The sequence below is a fragment of the Sorangium sp. So ce385 genome, assembly GCF_051474135.1.
Classification (GTDB): Bacteria; Myxococcota_A; Polyangia; order Polyangiales; family Polyangiaceae; genus Sorangium; species Sorangium cellulosum_D.
The window spans coordinates 13,199,293-13,217,934 of sequence record NZ_CP150337.1; the positions used below are offsets into that span (position 1 = coordinate 13,199,293).

At 70.6% G+C, this 18,642-nt stretch carries 12 protein-coding genes; 7 read left to right on the top strand and 5 right to left on the bottom strand.

Annotation, left to right across the window (positions count from 1 at the left end; genetic code table 11):
• Positions 1–34: 34 nt before the first annotated feature.
• The 5 genes from WME83_RS48360 to WME83_RS48380 all read right to left on the bottom strand — a co-directional run bounded on the left by WME83_RS48360 (position 35) and on the right by WME83_RS48380 (position 5,221).
• The gene (locus tag WME83_RS48360; protein ID WP_437316476.1) at positions 35–532 is read right to left on the bottom strand and encodes a hypothetical protein; all 498 of its coding nucleotides are present in this window, start codon (positions 530–532) and stop codon (positions 35–37) included.
• A gap of 4 nt (positions 533–536) precedes the next feature.
• Entirely contained in the window at positions 537–1,052 is a 516-nt protein-coding gene (locus WME83_RS48365; protein ID WP_437316477.1) for a hypothetical protein, read from the bottom strand.
• 37 nt (positions 1,053–1,089) lie between these two features.
• Positions 1,090–1,815, bottom strand: a complete 726-nt coding sequence (locus tag WME83_RS48370) for a hypothetical protein (RefSeq protein ID WP_437316478.1) — start codon at positions 1,813–1,815, stop codon at positions 1,090–1,092.
• 326 nt (positions 1,816–2,141) lie between these two features.
• Complete coding sequence (locus tag WME83_RS48375; RefSeq protein WP_437316479.1) at positions 2,142–2,522, bottom strand: hypothetical protein; 381 nt, start codon at positions 2,520–2,522, stop codon at positions 2,142–2,144.
• Between the two features lie 137 nt (positions 2,523–2,659).
• Positions 2,660–5,221 (bottom strand): transglutaminase-like domain-containing protein, encoded by a 2,562-nt coding sequence (locus tag WME83_RS48380; protein WP_437316480.1) that lies wholly within the window; start codon positions 5,219–5,221, stop codon positions 2,660–2,662.
• Between the two features lie 575 nt (positions 5,222–5,796).
• Here WME83_RS48380 and WME83_RS48385 point away from each other — a divergent pair.
• The 7 genes from WME83_RS48385 to WME83_RS48415 all read left to right on the top strand — a co-directional run bounded on the left by WME83_RS48385 (position 5,797) and on the right by WME83_RS48415 (position 18,629).
• Entirely contained in the window at positions 5,797–7,200 is a 1,404-nt protein-coding gene (locus WME83_RS48385; protein ID WP_437316481.1) for an FAD-binding oxidoreductase, read from the top strand.
• A 270-nt stretch (positions 7,201–7,470) separates the two neighbouring features.
• Positions 7,471–9,597, top strand: coding sequence for a PEP/pyruvate-binding domain-containing protein (locus tag WME83_RS48390; protein WP_437316482.1), 2,127 nt, complete (start codon positions 7,471–7,473; stop codon positions 9,595–9,597).
• A gap of 11 nt (positions 9,598–9,608) precedes the next feature.
• Positions 9,609–10,601: a lamin tail domain-containing protein gene (locus tag WME83_RS48395; protein ID WP_437316483.1), complete on the top strand. Its 993-nt coding sequence runs from the start codon at positions 9,609–9,611 to the stop codon at positions 10,599–10,601.
• A gap of 304 nt (positions 10,602–10,905) precedes the next feature.
• Positions 10,906–12,621, top strand: coding sequence for an ABC transporter substrate-binding protein (locus WME83_RS48400; RefSeq protein ID WP_437316484.1), 1,716 nt, complete (start codon positions 10,906–10,908; stop codon positions 12,619–12,621).
• Between the two features lie 101 nt (positions 12,622–12,722).
• Positions 12,723–13,931, top strand: coding sequence for a cellulase family glycosylhydrolase (locus tag WME83_RS48405; protein WP_437316485.1), 1,209 nt, complete (start codon positions 12,723–12,725; stop codon positions 13,929–13,931).
• Between the two features lie 261 nt (positions 13,932–14,192).
• Entirely contained in the window at positions 14,193–16,484 is a 2,292-nt protein-coding gene (locus tag WME83_RS48410; RefSeq protein WP_437316486.1) for a DUF5916 domain-containing protein, read from the top strand.
• A 417-nt stretch (positions 16,485–16,901) separates the two neighbouring features.
• Positions 16,902–18,629: an AMP-binding protein gene (locus WME83_RS48415; protein WP_437316487.1), complete on the top strand. Its 1,728-nt coding sequence runs from the start codon at positions 16,902–16,904 to the stop codon at positions 18,627–18,629.
• Positions 18,630–18,642 lie beyond the last annotated feature (13 nt).

Here is an 18,642-nt window from a genome sequence, read left to right on the forward strand (position 1 = left end):
CAGGCGGCGCCGGCTCGGACGGCCGCCCTCTCGCTCACGCGTAATCGCTCTTCAGCGCCTCGTAGAACGCGTCGCTCATCAGGTAGTCCGCCCACCACGGCTCCACCGGCGTCGCCCCCCGGCGCTGCTGGAACAGCACCAGGTCGTCCAGCTCGCCGTCGTACCAGCCCCACAAAAACCGGGCCCGCAGCACGTCCACGTTCCGCCGGCGGAGCTCGGCCACCGCGTCCTCGAGCGACTCGTCGTCGAACTCGTCGACCAGCGCCTCCGCCTCGTCGATGATCTCGCCGAGGTACGCCAGCCCCTTCTTGGTGACCTCGAACCGCGCCTTGCGGCGATTCACCTCGATGAGGTCCGCGTTGACGAGCTCCTGCAGGACGTCCTCCAGCGGGCTCAGCTCGGGCGGCAGCACGATGGGGAACTCCATGCCTCCGTCGGCGGGCTTCAGGTCCATCTTCTTCAGCACGTAGATGCCGGCATAGACCAGCTTCTGCTCGCGCGACACGATCGGCTGTCTGCGTCCTTCGAACATGGTCTCACTCCGCGATGCGCCAGGCCTCCGCCTCCAGGCGGATGTGCCGGCGCCCGTCTGCGTCGGTGTCGAGCCACGCGTCCACGTCGCCGTGGGCGTAATACACGGGGGTGCGCCCCGCCGCCTCCGGCCGCCGGATGCGCGCGGCGTGGGGGTTGCACATGGCGAGCACGATGGCGCGCTCGCCGGAGTACGCCGCGGGCAGCCAGCGCTCCAGGAACGCCGACAGGAGCACGGTCACCGAGTAGTCCTTGGCGACCTCCTCGACGAAGAACTCCAGCTCCACGTCGTCGGCCAGCTCCTCCGGATCCTCCGCGGCGTGGACCGCCACGACGAGCGCGTCGGTCACCCGGACCGGCCCGCGATCCGCGCGGCCATCCAGCCGGAGCGCCTCGACCCGGCACCAGCCGAACTGCGTGGACTCCACGTCCGGCGCGTCGCGGTGCTGCTCGAGGTTCAGCAGCTCCAGCGCGGGACGGCAGCGGAACGGGAGCTCGGAGATGCTGCGCAGGGGCTGCATCGCGGCGGGCGGGCAGACGGCGGACGAGCGGCCGCTGCTACGCGACGAGCCGCTCGGGCCTGCGGCCGCGCTCGCTGCGGCGGACGCCGAAGCGCGAGCCGGCGCTGGACTTGCCGCTGCCGAAGCGGCTGCTGCCGGTGTTGTTGTAGCGCCGGCCCGTTTGCGACGACTTGCTGTGGTCGACCGCGGACGGGTTCGAGGCGCGGTACGCGTCGCGGTGGGACCGCAGGTCGGGCGCGCGGCCCGGCGGCGTGGTGTACGGCTGCGTGTACACCGGCACGTAGTTCGGGCGCAGCGCCGACGACACCATGGCGCCGAGGAGCATGCCCGAGGCCAGGCTCATCACCGGCGAGCTGTAGTAGGCGTAGGGGCCGAACCCGGACGTCTGCATCTGCGCGGCGCCTTCGCCCGAGACGTCCCGGCGGATCGTGAACACCTTCTCGGGGTCCTGCACGCCGCCGTCGCCGTTCTTGTCGAAGAAGCCGGTGACGACCTGCGTCTTGGCGTCCACGTCCTTCACGGCGACGCTGATGACCTCGCTCCCCTGGTAGAGCTCGTTGACGCGCCGCTCGAAGTCCTCGGGCCCCTCGGCCGCCTTGTAGGCCTCGTTGACCTTGTCGAGGTCGAGGTCGACGGTGGTGTTCTCGGTGGTCGCCCACCGCTCCTTGGACGGCCCGCCGTTGCCGGCGCTGTCGCAGCCGGCGGTCGCGACGGCGAGGGCTGTCAAGAGCACGACGGGCAGGGTGGTCTTCGTCATCGTCATCTAGGACGATCTGTCTGGGGCCTCAGGGGGATTCTGTCAAGCAGGCGCGGATGAGCCCGGCACCGGGAGCCCGGCAGGCGTCGGGAGCGACGCACGCACGCGCGGTGTGGGGCGCCGCGCAAGATCCTGGAGGGGCGCGCCGCGTCCGCGTGGCGAGCGCCCCGCGCTCACACGCCGAGCACCGCGCGGCTGCCGGCGCAGCCCGCTCGGTTGAGCTCCTCGGGTCGGACCGCACGCTCCCGCCAGGGCGCTCCGCCACGGCTCATGGCCACGGCGGGAGGCGCCTCGGCGTGTTCAGTACGGAAGCTCCAGCGCGCGCCGGACGATCAGGGTTGACCCGGGCACAGGAAGTAGGCGGGGTCGACGAAGCCGCCGCAGATGTCGCGCACCTCGTCATTGCATTCGATCACGCCGCTGCAGCCGCATTCCGGCCTCGCTCGGCAAATCGTGCCGCGTCGGCCCGGCTCATTGCACCATTCCACGTAGACGCAATCGCGCGCCCTGGCGGCGACGCCTGCCTTGCCGGCGTCTTCGCCAGGTGTTCCATCGGGGATCTCCGAGCTCATGCTCGAATCCCCGACCCCGTGCAGCCGCATGACGCCGTCCCCAAGATCCTCCACGGTGATCTCAGCGGAGCTCTCTCCCGCCTCGCCGCACCCCGCCAGGAACACCGCCGCGACACTCAGGCACATCAGTCGCCTGCCCATGTGACCCATAGAGCACCTCCCTTCAGGGAATCCATGACCCAAGGTTGCCGCCATCGCCTGACCGTGGGAGCCCGTCGAGCCCGCCGCGCTCCCAGAATCGCTTCTCCCGATGCTGCCCCCGGACGGGTTCGGCCCCTTCAGTACTGGAGATTCAGCACGTACTGGACCGAATCTCCCAGCTTCAGCCTGTCCTCCGAGTCGGGATACGCGTCATCCGGTTGACCGTGGTCGTGGAAGACGACCACGTACGACTCCCCCTCGGGAAGCGGGTAGGTCGTCGCCCGATCCGCGCAGCGCGCCGGCACGGACACGGGCCACCTGGGCGCCATCCCGGGCTCGCTCTCGGCGGGCGGGCCGTTGGGATCGACGTAGGGCCCCACGCAGAGCACCGGCTGCAGGGTGTTCCCGCCGCCCGGCACCGTGCTGACGGAGACCGCCCTTGCCCCGGTGGTCGCCTTGCTGATGCGATAGACGTCCTTCTCGCCGCGCCCGAGGATGCCCGTGACGCCGCTCTGCGTCAGCCAGAAGTCGGGGCCGGACTCGTACGCGGCCTGCAGGGAGAGGACGTCGTCCGCGCCGATGTCGTCCGTGGGGCCCAGCGGATCCCAGGTGACGGTGTTCGTCGTCGTGCCGCGGGGCTTGTATCCCGAGAGCACGAACACCGCCTTGCCGTACTGCGCCTGCGGCGCGATCGCCTCCGAGTAGCGCTCCCACAGGAATTGATACGGGACGCTGCCGGACGCATCCGGATTCGTGGCATCGAAGACGTACCACGGAACGGTGTCGCTGTTCGGGGCCGAGCTGCTGTTCTGCGTCTTGCCGCCGTGATGGGGCACGCCCGGGATGTACGCCTCCGTGAAGAAGTGGTTCCCCCAGCCGCCGAGGTTGCCGTCGCTGGACACGACCCGGGAGAGGACACCCGCGCTGCGGGCGATGGACGCCAGGACCGGCGCGTAGTCGTAGCACTGGACGCCCCCGATTCCGTCCTCCCAGCTGAGCTGGGAGTTGGGCTTCCCGTACTGGAGCGATTCGGCGGGATCCAGCCCGTCGCCCAGGAAGATGGTCGACACGTCGCCCAGGTTGGTCGGCTGGCTGTACCGGTAACGCTGCGTCACGAGCCGATACAGCCGGCGCATGGTCTCGAGCTCGCTCGTGGTCCCCTGCGCTGCGGCCACCGCGTGATCCAGGAACGAGAACTTCGACTCGTCCGTCGTCCGGCGGAACGCCCCGGTGAGCTTCCTCTGCACGTCGTACGGCGGCGACCACTCGTAGAGCACCGTGAAGTGGTCGCGGATGTTGTCTTGATCGCTGCCGTACCCGCCGTTCAGGTTGACGCCGTCCTCGTCCTCGTCGTAGCCGTACGTCTCGAGCTCAGCCTTGGAGATGGCGCCGCTGGCGACGAGCGGGTAGGGGTTGTGGATCACGTAGAACACGACGTCCTGCCCGATGCGGGCGCCCCAGGGGGTGAAGGCGCGCGCGTAGTAGCGCCCGACGGGCGCGTCGCTCGGAACGGTGACCCGCCAGTGCTCGCGGTTCCGGCTGGAGAACGCGCCGTTCGCGAAGATCCCGCCCCGGTAGTCGCCGTCGGTCGGCAGGGACTTGGCCCAGGACACCTCGGCGCCCGTGGCGTCCGAGATGATGCGCACGGTCGCGTTCTGGGTCCCGTTCAGGCTCGAGTCCTCGACGGCCACCGAGAACGTCGTGCCGCGGCGGACGGGCGGCGGGCGGACCCCGTTCACGACCGTGGCGCCCTGCGCGAGGGCCACGCCCTCGCTCCAGGCGTCGTAGTCGCCCGTGCGCATCGCGCCCTGGTAGAGGAACTGGACCCGGTCCCAGCTCGCCTTGGCGGCCGCCCGCGCGAAGCTCTTCTCGCTGACGCCGAACCAGAACTTGGCAGGGTTGTAGGCGCTGGCGGCCAGCGAGAACTCGAGCGTATGCTCCGCCGCGTTCAGCTGCCCGAGCGGGAAGTTGTACTGGCCCTGATCGAACCCGCGGCGATAGAGCAGGTTGCCGTTCACCTTCACGTTGTCGGCGTAGGCGAACTGGCTTGGATCGGTGTTCCGGTAGGCGCCTCCCTTGAGGAACACCGGGGACGCCGAGGCGTCGACCGCGACCTTGGCGCGGACCTGCGCGGCGGCGCTCGGGGGGTCGACCCACACGATCTTCAAGGAGTTCCCGGAGGCGTCGTAGGCCCTGAAGCTCAGGGTGCGGCCCGCGTTCGGGGCGACGTAGGTGAGCTCGAAGCGGTACCAGCCCTGGCGTGAGCCGGAGACGTCGTACACGCGCTGGCCGCTGCTGTTCGGCTGCGTTTGCTGGGTCTGGTCCGACTCGCCTGGGCGCGAGGTGACCTTGACGGACTCGAACCTGTGGCTCGTGTCCACCTGTCCCGTGCTCGTCTTCGCGGCGAGCTCGAACCGGATCGTCTCTCCGTTCGCGTCCGGTTGATAGACGTGGACGACCTGCGAGAAGGTCCCCGAGCCGGCGAACGTCTCCTCGACCGATTTCATGTAGACCCTGCCAGGGACCTCGAGGGCGCGGAGGGGCGCCAGGGTCTTCTGGAGAGCCTCGTCCGGGATCGTCGGGATGCTCGTGAGCTCCTGAGCGGCGGCCTCGACCGGGGTCTCGAGCGCGAGCTCGTCCTCGAGCGCGAGCTCGTCATCGGAGCACCCGACGGCGGGGCCGAGGGCGCCGAGGAGCAAGAGGGCCAGAGCGTGGCCGTGACGGGCGGCGCCCCGAGCGCGACGAGGTGTGGCGTGCGTCGACGAAATGCTGTTGTCCAACATACTGCCTTTCTCGGAGATGCTGGGCCTCGCGCGCGGGGTGAAAAGAGGGTGCGCGCATGGCGTGATCGGACCATCGCGGCGAGCCGGCTCGCCCGCGGGCACGCGGCGCCCAGCGTAGACTCGACGGACATCTGGATCATTGTAAATACATTTTCCAAATCGAATGCTGCATATCTATCATGCATCCTGTGCATCTCGTCGCCATGGCGTCTTTCGGGCGTGAGCTCCGCGGCGTGGTGTGCGTCCGCCGCGCGCTCGCGCGATCAGCAAAACGCCGGTACGCTCCTGCCGCGGTCTCCTTGACACGATGCGATGCGCTCCGCGCCGCGTGACGCGCCCCGCCGGGCCCCTCGATCGGCCCGCCAGCCGCCGTCTCCCGCCGCTCTCGAGATCGGAAGGCGCGCGCTCTATCCTGCCAGAGCAGGCGCAGGCGCGGCCGCCGGGCACGCCCCGTCGCGGCGCGGCGATGCCTGCTGACGAGGAGGCCTCTCATGTCGCTCTCAGGTCATCGTTTCTCCCCAGCGGCGCTCGCGTCGCTCCGCTCCGCCTTCCGCGGCGAGCTCATCGACGCCGATCATCCGGTCTACGACAGGGCCCGCGTCGTCTGGAACGCCCGGATCGACCGGCGCCCCGCGCTGATCGCCCGCTGCACCGGCGTGGCGGACGTCCTCGCGGCCGTCCGATTCGCCCGCGAGCAGGGCGCCCTCGTCGCGGTGCGGGGCGGCGGGCACGACGTGGCCGGGAGCGCCGTCTGCGAGGGAGGCCTCGTGATCGACCTGTCGCCCATGAAGGGCGTCCGCGTCGACCCCCACCGGCGGACCGTGCGCGCGCAGGCGGGCCTCACCTGGGCGGAGCTCGACCGCGAGACGCAGGCCTTCGGGCTCGCCACCACGGGCGGCCAGTGCTCGACCACCGGGGTCGCGGGGGTCACGCTCGGCGGCGGCATCGGCTGGCTCATGCGCCAGCACGGCCTCACCATCGACAACCTGATCTCGGCCGACGTGGTCACCGCCGACGGCAGGCTGCTCGTCGCGAGCGCGCGCGAGAACGAGGAGCTCTTCTGGGGGCTGCGCGGCGGCGGCGGCAACTTCGGCATCGTCACCGAGCTCGAGCTGCGGCTGCACCCCGTCTCGCAGGTGTTCGCCGGGATGCTCGTCCACCCCGGCGAGCGGCTCGGGGACGCCTTGCGGTTCTATCAGGAGTTCGCCGAGCGCGAGCCGGACCCGCTCGCGAGCTCGCTCATCTACTTCGAGCTGCCCCCGATGCCCGAGATCCCCGAGCGCCTGCGCGGCGCTCCGGGCGTCGCGATCGTCGTCTGTTACAACGGGCCTCCGGACGAGGCCGAGCGCGCGCTCGCGCCGCTGCGCGCGTTCGGCCCGCCCGCGGCGGAGATCGTGGGCCCCATGCCGTACCTCGCGCTCCAGGGCATGTTCAACGGGTCCCCGGCGGGAGACTACGGGTTCAGCCAGTGCATCCGCTCGCAGTACGTCGCGAGGCTCGGCGACGCCGCGATCGAGGCGCTCGTCGCCCAGGTCCAAGCCCGGGTCTCCCCGCTGTGCCTGTTCGAGATCGCCCACCTCGGGGGCGCGGTCGCGCGCGTCGGCGAGGACGAGACGGCGTTCGCGAGGCGGTCCGCGCCGTTCTTCTCGATGTTCCAGTCGACATGGACCGACCCGGCCGACGCCGAGCGCAACATCCGCTGGACGCAGGCGGCCTGGCAGGCCATGCGCCCCTTCTCGCTCGGCGTGACCCACCCGAGCTTCATCGACGGCGACGAGCCCGAGGCCCGGGTGAGCGAGACCTTCGGCGACGCCAAGATGAAGCGCCTCGCCGCCCTCAAGCGCGCTTACGATCCGGAGAACTTCTTCCGGATGAACAAGAACATCAAACCCTGATGGGCCGCTGCCCAGGACCTCGGCGCCGATCGGGACGAGCTGGATCGAGCGTCGAGAGGCCCTGGAAGCAGCCCGGGAATCGCGCGATCTGTGCCAGCTCGGCCGCGGCACACCTCGCGACGCGAATGTCGCTCCCGCAGCCCTCGAGCGCCGCCCCCGGCCGCAACCGGCACGGCCGCCAGGCTGGCATCACGCTTGCTCGACTCCGGCCAGCTTCGGCGCGGGAGAACCCAATCGATGCGAGCCTGGATTTTGGCGCCTTGCGCGGCCTTGCTTTCGGCAGCTGCGCTGACGGCGTGCGGCGATGCCTCGGACGTGAAGCCCGGCACCGGCGGGCCACCCCGGACCGAGGTCGACTTTCGCACGGAGCTCGCCACGCGCGACGATTACACGTCCCTGGCAGGCGAAGGCGCAGAGGTGAAGTACCTGATGATCGTCGACGGTCGCGAGCCGCCGGCGGTCTTCGCCCGCGCGGAGTGCCTGTTTCAGGACACCGACAAGTACGCCTACCATCTGCAGTTCCTCCGTACGCTGCCGGAGTACGCGTCGCTCGCGCCGGAACGCTACGCGGACATGGTGCTGCGCCGCGCCAGCCGCGCGATGTGGGGCGGCGGCCTGAAGCTCTATCCGGCCACGCCCCATCCCCGGACCGGCGCGGCGGGCGTGCTCGCGTACACGGTGTACAGCGAGACCGGGCCCGACGAGATGTTGACCGTCGACGACATCGTGCAAGCCGACCGACGGCTCAAAGGCTGCAGCCCGTTCGCGGAGAGCTTCCTGGTGTTCACGCCGGATGGCGCTGCCCAGAGCGTGGCCGTGCGGGCCCTCTCCGACGAGCTCGCCGCAGCGGGCGTCGCGCTCGTCGACCCGAGCGCGCTGCTCGGCGGGCTGTCCGCCGAGACCTACAGCGAGGGCGAGGCGTACGGCTACCTGAAATTCGTGGACGGCGCCGCCGCGGTCGGCGTCGGACCGCGCGACGTGCTCGTGATCGACGCAGCGCCGAGCGATCTGGGGCTCGTCGCCGGCCTCGTCACCCGGCAGCCGCAGAGCCTGGCCAGCCACCTGAACCTGCGCCTGCGCGAGAAGGGGATCCCGAGCGCCGCGGCGCCGGGCGCGCTCGACAACAGCGTGCTCCGCGCGCTCGCGGATGGGCTGGTCCACCTCACGGCGCGCGGCGCGCACGTGGAGATCGAGCCCGCGCGTCTGGAGGACGCCGAGGCGTTCTGGAGCAAGCGCCGGCCGCCGCTCGGCGATCCGGCCGCGGATCTGGAGGTCGCCACGCCCGCAGCCCTCGGCTCGCTCGGCGCGGCGGACGTCGCGGCGTTCGGCACCAAGGCCGCGAACCTCGGAGAGCTGTCCCGGATCCTGCCCGAACCGAACCGCGTCGACGGGTTTGCGATCCCGTTCCGCGCCTACGCCGACTTCATGCAGCGGCGCGGGCTCGACGCCGACGTGACGGCACTGCTCGCCGATCCACGGGTGTTCACCGACGCCGCCTACAAGAAGCGCCGCCTGTCGGAGCTCAGGGCCCGCATGCGCGCCGCCGAGCACCTGCCCGAGCTCGGCGCGGCGCTCGAAGCTGCAGTTCGCCAGGCCTACGGCCCCGCCGGGCTGGTCACCAGGCTGCGCTTTCGCAGCAGCACCAACGCCGAGGACCTGCCGGGCCTGTCGGGAGCAGGTCTGTACGACTCGCGCAGCGGTTGCCTGGCCGACGACCTCGACGCCGACGCGCTCGGGCCGTCGGCATGCTTGAGCGCGGAGCACGAGGCGTACCTGCGCGGCGAGCTCGAGCGGCGCCGGCTCGAGCTCGCCGAGCACCCCGATCGGAGCCATCTCCTGCCGATCATCGAGGACCTGGAAGAGGACTTGACCGAAGAGAAGAGCGCGCTGCTCGCGGTGCGCCGGGTCTGGGCCAGCCTGTGGAACGAACGCGCGTTCGACGATCGCGCCTACTATGGTATCGATCATACAAAGGTGTTCATGGGCGTCGCGGTCCACCCCGCGTTCGTCGGGGAGCGCCTGGAAGCCGTCGTGATCACGGGGCTCGAGCCCGACGCGCCGGAGCCCTTGGTGCGGGTCGTCAGCCAGGTGGGCGAGGTCGGCGTCGTCGAGCCGTCGGACCCCACCGCCAGCCCTGAGATCCTGACGTTCCGGCGCTCTGCCGCCGGAGCGCCGAGCGAGATCACGCTGGTGTCGCCGTCCTCGCTGGCCGCGGACGGGGCTCGGCTCTGGTCCGACGCAGCGCTCGACGAGCTCGCGGGGCTGCTGTTCGTGGTGCATGACCACTTCGCGGCCAGCGTGTATCCCACGCTCGCCCCGCTGTCGCTCGATATGGAGGTCGACGTCACGATGGACGGACGGACCGTGATCAAACAAGCCAGACCCTACACACCCTGATGGAGGCAGACATGACCTCGAAGATGACCCTGTACGGCCTCGCGATCTTGCTCGTTTGCGCCGGCTGCTCGAGCTCCGATCCAGGCGACGGAGCGCGCCCGGGGGGCGGCGGGGGCGGCGCCGGTGGCGGAGGCGGCGGCGATGGCGGAGGCGGCGCCGGCGGCGCAGGGCCGGGCGCGAGCGACGCGCTGTGCGGCGAGCGTCCCGGCGGCAGCTTCTTCGCCACCCACGTGCTGCGGTTCGAGGCCAGCGACGGGCAGATCGTCCTCCAGCTCAGGCGCACCTGGGAAGAGGCCGGCGTCGGCGAATCGTCCTTGTTTCGGCTGGATGGGTTCAGCGTATCGCGCGACGGTGAGGCGACGTGCGTGACCGAGCCGGACAAGCTCGAGTACGTCAACACCCATCATAACTGGACCGACGTCGCGCGCGCCGACGCGGGCGAGGCGCGCTATGAGCTCGCCATGAATCTCGGCGCTCCGGCCACGTTGAGCGCGTTCGCCGCCGACGGCACCGTGCTGGTCGACGCCGCCCCGCTGATCGCGACCGGCAGCCCGGCGTTCTGTCCAGCGTGCCCGACGCCGATGCCCGTGTCGATCTCGGAGGTCATGCTCGACAACACGACGACGCTGGCGGACGACGCCGGCGAGCACGAGCCGTGGATCGAGCTGTTCAATCCATCCTCGGGGGACGTCGATCTGACGGGCTGGACGCTGTCCGACGACTTCACCGAGCGCGGCAAGTGGCCGCTGCCCCCCGTCACCCTTCCGCGCCACGGCCTGCTCGTGCTGTTTGCCGACGGCGACACCGACCAGGGCGAGCTCCACACGAGCTTCGCGCTCGATCCGAGCGGCGGCGAGCTCGTGCTGACCGCCGCCGACGGCTCGAGCGACGGTGGCCTCGTGCTCGGCGCGCAGGCGCCCGATGTGAGCCTGGCTTACCAATGGACCGCGGGCGACTACGTCATCGGCCAGCCGACACCCGGCGAGCCGCCGGCAGAAGACTGAGCGCGCCTCCGCGATCTCACCCCGCGCGAGCGGGCCCGCGCGGCCCGGCCCCCAGCGAAAGGCGCCCCACGCCGCGCGCCGGCGAGGGAGGGCGCGACGACCGCCCGGGCCTCTCCGTTGACATCCGCCCACTTAACCGGTACAGCGATCCGAGCAACGTCGAGCGCGGCGTCCGGGGTCTCGTACGATCCCACTTCCTTTCTTGGTTGCCGCGCCACGGCGCCGCGCGCTGTCACGGAAAACGAATCGTCGCGGGGAACCAGGCGTCGCCCGCGCGGAGAGGCTTGTCATGATGACTGGACTGATGCCGCGTCGCATCATCTTCCTGTCGGCGCTGATGCTGTCCGCCAGCGCCGCCGCGGGCTGCTCTTCCAAGGACAAGGGAGGTGCCGGGGCGGCGCTGGGCGCTCCGGAGGGGTCGGCGGCGCCCGCGTCGAAGCCGGCGGCCAAGGGCGCCGCGATGGTCACGATCTCGCGAGAACAGCAGGCTTCCTGGGTGCGGAACTTCAACCCGCTGCTCGCCGAGGGGAACGTGCGGTTCCCGACCGTCGCCGGCATCTACGAGCCGATGCTCATCTACAACACGATGAAGAGCGAGTACACGCCGTGGCTCGCGACGAGCTACGCGTGGAGCGACGGGAACAAGAAGCTCACGTTCACGATCCGCCCCAAGGTAGCGTGGTCGGATGGACAGCCGTTCTCCGCGAAGGACGTGGCGTTCACGTTCGAGCTCCTGAAGAAGCACCCGGCGCTCGATCTCTCGGGGGTGTGGAAGTTCATCGACGCCGTGGCGGCGAAGGACGGCGCGACGGTCGAGTTCACGCTGAAGCGGCCGTACGTGCCGGGGCTCAGCTACATCGGGCACCAGCCGATCGTGCCGGAGCACGCGTGGAAGGACGTCGCCGACCCGGTCACGTACGCGAACGAGAACCCCGTGGCGACAGGGCCGTTCACCGAGGTGAAGGTCTTCCAGAACCAGGTGTACGAGCTCGGCAAGAACCCGAACTACTGGCAGACGGGCAAGCCGGCGGTCGACGGGATCCGCTTCCCGGCCTACCCCGGCAACGACCAGATCAGCCTCGCGCTCACGAACGGCGAGATCGACTGGGCGGGCGCCTTCGTCCCCGACATCGACAAGGTCTTCGTCGCCAAGGATCCGGCGAACCATCATTACTGGTTCCCGCTCGTCGGCGGCACGGCCACGCTGTATCCGAACACGACGAAGAAGCCGTTCGACGACGTGCGCGTGCGCAAGGCGATCAGCATGGGCATCGACCGGGCGCAGATCGTCAAGATCGCGGCGAACAACTACACGCAGCCCGCGGACGCGACCGGCCTCGACGACTCCTACGACCGCTTCCGCAACGAGAAGGCGGTGGCGGCGGGCGACTGGGTGAAGCTCGACGTGACCCGGGCGAACCAGCTCCTCGACGAGGCCGGCTACGCGAAGGGCGCGGACGGGATCCGGGCGAAGGACGGCAAGCCGATGCGCTTCGAGATCAACGTCGTCACCGGCTGGTCCGACTGGGTCCGCGCGGTCCAGATCATCGCGCAGAACCTGAAGCAGCTGGGCATCGACGCCACCCTCAAGACGTACGACTTCAGCGCGTTCTTCGAGGCGCTCCAGAAGGGCACGTTCGACATGTCGATGGGCTGGACCACCGTCGAGCCCACGCCCTACAACTTCTACCGCGATCTCATGAGCGCGGAGCTCTTGAAGCCGGTGGGCGAGGTCTCCGCCCGCAACTGGCATCGCTTCGGCGCGAAGGAGGCCGACCCGCTGTTCCGTGCGTTCGAGTCCGCGATCGACCCGGCCGAGCAGAAGCGCATCCTCGACGAGCTGCAGACGATCTTCGTGCAGGCCGCGCCGGTGATCCCGCTCTTCAAGAACCCGTCCTGGGGTGAATACAACACGAAGCGCTTCACCGGGTTCCCGACCAAGGAGAACCCGTACGCCAAGCTGACGCCGAACAACCCGCCGGAATACCTGCTCGTCCTCACCGAGCTCCGGCCGAGATGACGCGATGGGCGCCGCCCGCTCGGCGTCGGTCGGCCCGCCGGGTCGAAAGGTGCAATCAGGAGAGAGGAAGGGATGACATGACGTACGTGAATCATCGGTCGATGGCTGGTTGGGCCGGAGCCGCCCTCGTGGCGCTGGGCCTCTCCGTGGGGTGCGGCGACGGCTCGGGCGACCCGCAGGGCTCCGGGCAGGACGCGACCGGCACGGGCGGGGGCGCGACGGGCTCGGGCGGGGGGGCCGCCACGTCCGGCGGCGGCGACGGCGGCGGCGGCGCGGCAACGAGCAGCGGCGCGTCGACGAGCAGCGGCGCGTCGACGAGCGACGGCGCCTCGACGAGCAGCGGCGCCACGTCGGGCACGGGCGCCGGGGGCGGGGGAGGGGGCGAGCCGTCGACGGGGTTCTCGGTGCGCGGCCGGTTCCTCTACGACCGCTGCGGTGAGAAGGTGCTGCTCCGGGGCGTCAACGAGATGGTCGTGTGGCTGCCGTCGGGCCCCGACGGACTGCCGGAGTTCGCGGAGATCGCGAAGACGGGCGCCAACACGGTGCGGATCGTGTGGAATACCGAAAACACTGCGGCGGGCCTCGATACGGCCATCACGAACGCGCTCGCGCAGAAGCTCATCCCGATCGTCGAGCTGCACGACGCCACGGGCAAATGGGATGGCCTGCCGAGCCTCGTCGACTACTGGACGGAACCGGAGACCGTCGCCGTGATCAAGAAGCACGAGCAGAACCTGCTCGTCAACATCGGCAACGAGGTCGGGGACCAGGTGGACAACGCGGCGTGGGAGGCGGGCTACAAGCAGGCCATCACGAGGATGCGCGAGGCCGGCATCACGGTGCCGCTCATCATCGACGCCTCCAAGTGGGGGCAGAACATCGACCAGCTCCAGGCCGTCGGCCCCGCCCTCGTCGCGCACGATTCGAACATCATGCTCAGCGTGCACATGTGGTGGACCGACGGGAGCGGGGCCACGATCACGAAGGAGCTGAACGAGTCCGTGGCGCTGGAGCTGCCCCTGATGGTCGGGGAGTTCGCGCAGCACGCCGTGTACGAGTGCAGCCAGCACCCGTTCGATTACAAGACGCTCCTCGCCAAGAGCGTCGAGCTCGAGGTGGGGTGGCTCGCCTGGTCGTGGGGCGCCGTCGAGAACAACGACTGCAAGGACGACGGGCCGTTCGACATGACGACCGACGGCACCTTCGCGGGGCTCACCGGCTGGGGCCGCGAGGTCGCGGTCACCGACCCGAACAGCATCCAGAACACCTCGGTTCGCCCGCACTCCATCGAGACCGGATCGTGCAAGTAGCGCGAATCGTGCCGCAAGGGCGCTGACCTTCCGGGACATCGCAGCACCCCGCGAACGACAAAGTCGAGCTCTGGCCTGCCGCGTCAGCGGCGCACGCGCCCTCGTCAACGGTCCCATCGCACCCGCAGACGGGGCTCGCGTCCCGGGCAATCCCCCCCGGTGCGCTCGACCGCGCCGGGCCGCCGCACGTGCGCCTTGACAGGGACGGTGCCTCCCGGTAATCGTCGGCGGCGTCGATAATGAAAATGACATTCGTTTTCGATGTGTGAGGCCTCACGACGCTGGCGCTCCGGGGCCCGGGTTCCTGCCGGACGCGCCCCCGAGGACCTGCCGCGCCGGGAGCGCGCCCGGTGCGGCTCCTCGTGGGCGGCGCCGGCGCTCGCCGCCGCGCTCGCGCTCGGCGTCCCGCAGCGCGCGCGGGCCGAGCCGCCGGTGCCGCTCTCGAGGCTCACGGGGCAGGTCGAGATCGACGGCGTGGTGGACGAGGCCGCGTGGCAGGCGATCGCCCCGGTGCCGACCATCGTCTACTGGCCCGCGTTCGGCAGCGCGCCCTCCGAGGTCACCGAGATCCGCGTCGCCTACGACGACGGGCACCTCTACCTCGGGGCGCGGCTCCGCGATTCGGATCCCTCGGAGGTGCGGGCCAACTCGCTGTCCCGCGACGAGGACGTCGGCGACGACAGCGTGGGGCTCATCGTCGACCCGTTCAACGACGACGCGACGGCGCTCTCCTTTTACACGATGCCGACCGGCGCGCGCGTGGACGGCACCATCACGGGCGATCTGGCCTCCGGCGAGCCCGACTGGAGCTGGAACGGCCACTGGGAAGCGGCGGCGCGGCGGACGAGCGACGGATGGTCGGCGGAGATGCGTATCCCCTTCTCCACGCTCGGCTTCCAGAGCGAGACGGGCCGCGTGACCATGGGCCTCTCGGTGGTCCGCTGGCTCGCCCGGCAGAACGAGCGGCACGTCTGGCCGCACGTCCCGCCGAAATGGTTCAACGCGTACTCGAAGCCCTCCAAGCTGAGGGACGTCGCGCTCACAGGGGTCGTCCCGCGCCGCGCGCTGTACATCACGCCCTACGCGCTCGTCGGCTACTCCGTCAGCACGCCGCCGGAGGCAGCGCACCGGCCCGTTCGGGACATCGAGACCGCCGTGTACAACGCCGGCGTGGACGCCAAGTACGGCGTCACCAGCGAGCTGACCCTCGACCTCACCGTCAACACCGACTTCGCGCAGGTCGAGGCCGACGATGAGCAGATCAACCTGACCCGATTCCCCCTCTTCGCCCCGGAGAAGCGTCAGTTCTTCCTCGAGCGCGCCGGGATCTTCGAGTTCAAATTCAACCTCTCCGGGGATGGCCGCCTGTTCCACAGCCGGCGCATCGGGCTCGCCGAGGGCGAGCCGGTCGCGATCCTCGGCGGCGCGCGCCTCGCCGGCCGCGTCGGACGGTGGGACATCGGCGCGCTGGACATGCAGACGGCGCGGAGCGACGCGCTGCCGTCCGAGAACTTCGGCGTCCTCCGGCTGCGCCGCCAGCTCGACGATCCGCTCTCGACCGTCGGCGGAATGCTGACGAGCCGCGTCGGCCTCGACGGCCGTTACCAGCTCGCCTACGGGCTCGACAGCACGGTCCACGTCGTCGCCGACGAGTTCCTCACGCTGAAATGGGCGCAGAGCCTGCGCTCGGCGCGGCCGGCGGCGCCGGACGAGGCCGAGCCGGCGCGCCCCATCGACAGCGGCCGCGCCGTCGCGCTGTGGGAACGGCGGCGCGGCGAGGGGTTCAGCTACCGCGCGGAGCTGAGCTGGGCCGGCGACGATTTCGACCCCGGCATGGGCTTCGAGCCTTACCAGGGGTATCGCTCCGCCGAGGTCTACTCCAGCTATTCATGGCTGCTCGACGCCGGCTCTCCCGTGGCCGAAGCCTGGCTCGACACGCGCGTCCAGGCCTACCAGCGAAACAGCGACGATCTCATCGAGTCTGCGCTGCTCAGCCCCATGTTCGGGCTCACGCTCGCGAGCGGAGACGCGCTCGAGGTGCTGAGCCGCCACCGGCACGAGGCGGTGCGGGAGCCGCTGGTCCTCGACGGCGGGATCGAGGTGCCGGAGGGCCGCTACCTCTTCCATCGGGCCGGCGCGTGGCTGACCATGCCGGCCGCCCGCAGGCTGCGCTGCGACGTCACCCTCGAAGGAGGGGAGTTCTACGACGGCCACAGCTTCTCGGCCCTGCTGAGCCCGGGGTGGAACCCGTCGCCGCACTTCAGCCTCGGCGGCGACTACCAGATCGAGGCGATCCGCTTCCCGGCGCGGGACGTCGCCCTCGACGCGCACATCGCGCGGGTGCGCCTGAAGCTGGCGTTCGACATCCACGCCTCCCTCAGCGCGTTCCTCCAGTACAGCAGCCTCACGGACCGCACGAGCGTCAACGTGCGCCTGCGCCACCACGTCCGCGAGGGCACCGACCTGTGGCTGGTCTACGACGAGCGCGCCGGCGGCGAGACGGCCCATGAGCGCACGCTCCTGCTCAAGTACACGCACGCGATCGTGCGCTGAGCGCCGGCGTGGCCCCTCGCAGCGACGCCATCACGGCGCGGCGTAATCGCCGGTACTGGTCCGCCGCACGTCGCGCTTGACATCGAACCCTCGATCGGGTACCCCTCGCGCTGTTGATATTGAACATAATTTTCATTTTCGTTGTGGTTTGAATCACCGATCCGGTCCGGGTCGCCCCCGCCGCCGGGGGCCTCCGCTGGGCGGATCGGCGGCTTCGTGGCGCGGCTGCTCGTCGAGCCGCGCCCAGGAGGGCGCCCCGGCCTCGGGGACCGGCGCGCCGGTGGAACGTCTCGGGGCAGGAGGGGCGCTGGACCCAGCGCCTCCGAGGGCCCGCGCAATGCCCATGAAGGAACTCACGCAATGAACGCTTTGCAACCGGCAGCACCCGCAGGGTCGATGAGGAGCTTCGTCGAGCTGATGAGCGAGAGGGCAGCCCTCCACCCGCAGCGGGTGGCGCTGCGGTTCCTCGGCGACGGAGAGGCCGTCAGCGATACGTTCACGTACCGAGAGCTCCACGAGCGCGCCTGCGCGCTGGCCGCGTCGCTGCAATCGATGGCCACGAAGGGCGAGCGCGTGCTCATCGCGTGTCCGAGCGGGCCCGATTACGTCATCGGCTTCCTGGCCTGCCTGTACGCAGGGCTCATCGCCGTCCCCGCCTATCCGCCGGACCCGGGCCAGGTGCACCACGTGAAGCGGCTGCTCTCCATCGTCCGCGACGCGCGCCCGCGCCTCGTCCTGACGAGCCTGGAGCTGGTCGGCCCGTTCGAGGCGGTGAAGCAGGGGTTCCCGGAGCTCGCCGAGGTGGAGATCGTCGCGGCGGGCGGCCGAGGCGCCGCCGAGCACACGCTCTGGAAGATGCCGGCGATCGGCCCCGGCGACATCGCGTTCCTGCAATACACCTCCGGATCGACCGCCGCGCCCAAGGGCGTCATGGTCGGCCACGACAACCTGATCGCCAACGAGGTGGTGATCCGGAACGCCTTCTCCATGCGCGACGACGATGTCGTCGTGAGCTGGCTCCCGCTCTTCCACGACATGGGGCTCATCGGCGGGCTCCTCCAGCCGCTCTTCAGCGGGCAGTCGGCGGTGCTGATGGGGCCGCAGCACTTCATCGAGCGGCCGATGCGCTGGCTACAGGCGATCTCGCGGTACGGCGGGACCGTCAGCGGCGCGCCGGACTTCGCCTACCGGCTCTGCGTCGAGCGCGCCCGGGCGGCCCTGCCGGAGGGGCTCGATCTCTCCGGCTGGCGCCTCGCGTTCTGCGGGGCAGAGCCGCTCAAGGCAGCGACGCTCCGGGCCTTCTCCGATCGGTTCGGCGCGGCGGGGTTCGACCCGGCGGCGCTCTATCCCTGCTTCGGCCTCGCGGAAGCCACGCTGTTCGTCACCGGCGGGCGGCGCGGCGGCGGCGCGGTCGAGCGGCGCTTCGACGCGAAGCGGCTGGCCGAGAACGCCGTGAGCCCGGCCGAGGCCGGCCAGAGCCTCGTGGGCTGCGGCGACGCGCAGCCGCTGCACGAGGTCGTCATCGTCGATCCCGAGACCGGGGCGGCCGCGGGGCCAGGCCGGGTAGGGGAGATCCAGGTCGCGGGCCCGAGCGTCACCCACGGTTACTGGGAGAAGCCCGAGGCCACCGCGGCGACGTTCGCGGCGCGGGACGGGCGCGTCTTCCTGCGCACCGGCGATCTCGGGTTCAAGCACGAGGGCGAGCTGTTCATCACCGGCCGGCTCAAGGACCTCATCATCGTCCGCGGGCACAACCTGTATCCGCAGGACGTCGAGCGGACGGTCGAGGAGCAGGTCGAGGTGGTGCGCAAGGGGCGCGTGGCGGCGTTCGCCGTCGATCTCGGCGGGAGCGAGGGGATCGGCGTCGCGGCGGAGGTGAGCCGGCGCATGCAGAAGCTGATCGAGCCCGAGGACGTGTGCCGATTCATCAGCGAGGCCGTGGCCGAGGCGCACGGCGAGCCGGCCAGCGTGGTCGTGCTGGTCCAGCCCGGCGCGCTGCCGATCACGACGAGCGGGAAGCTCCAGCGCGCCGCGTGCCGGAAGGGCTGGCAGCGGGGCGCGCTCGACGCGTTCGCCGTCTACGAGCAGGGCCGCACGACGGTCGCTTCAGCAGCAGTTCGGAGTGTCGAGGAGCAGGTGCAATGAACCACGAATCCAT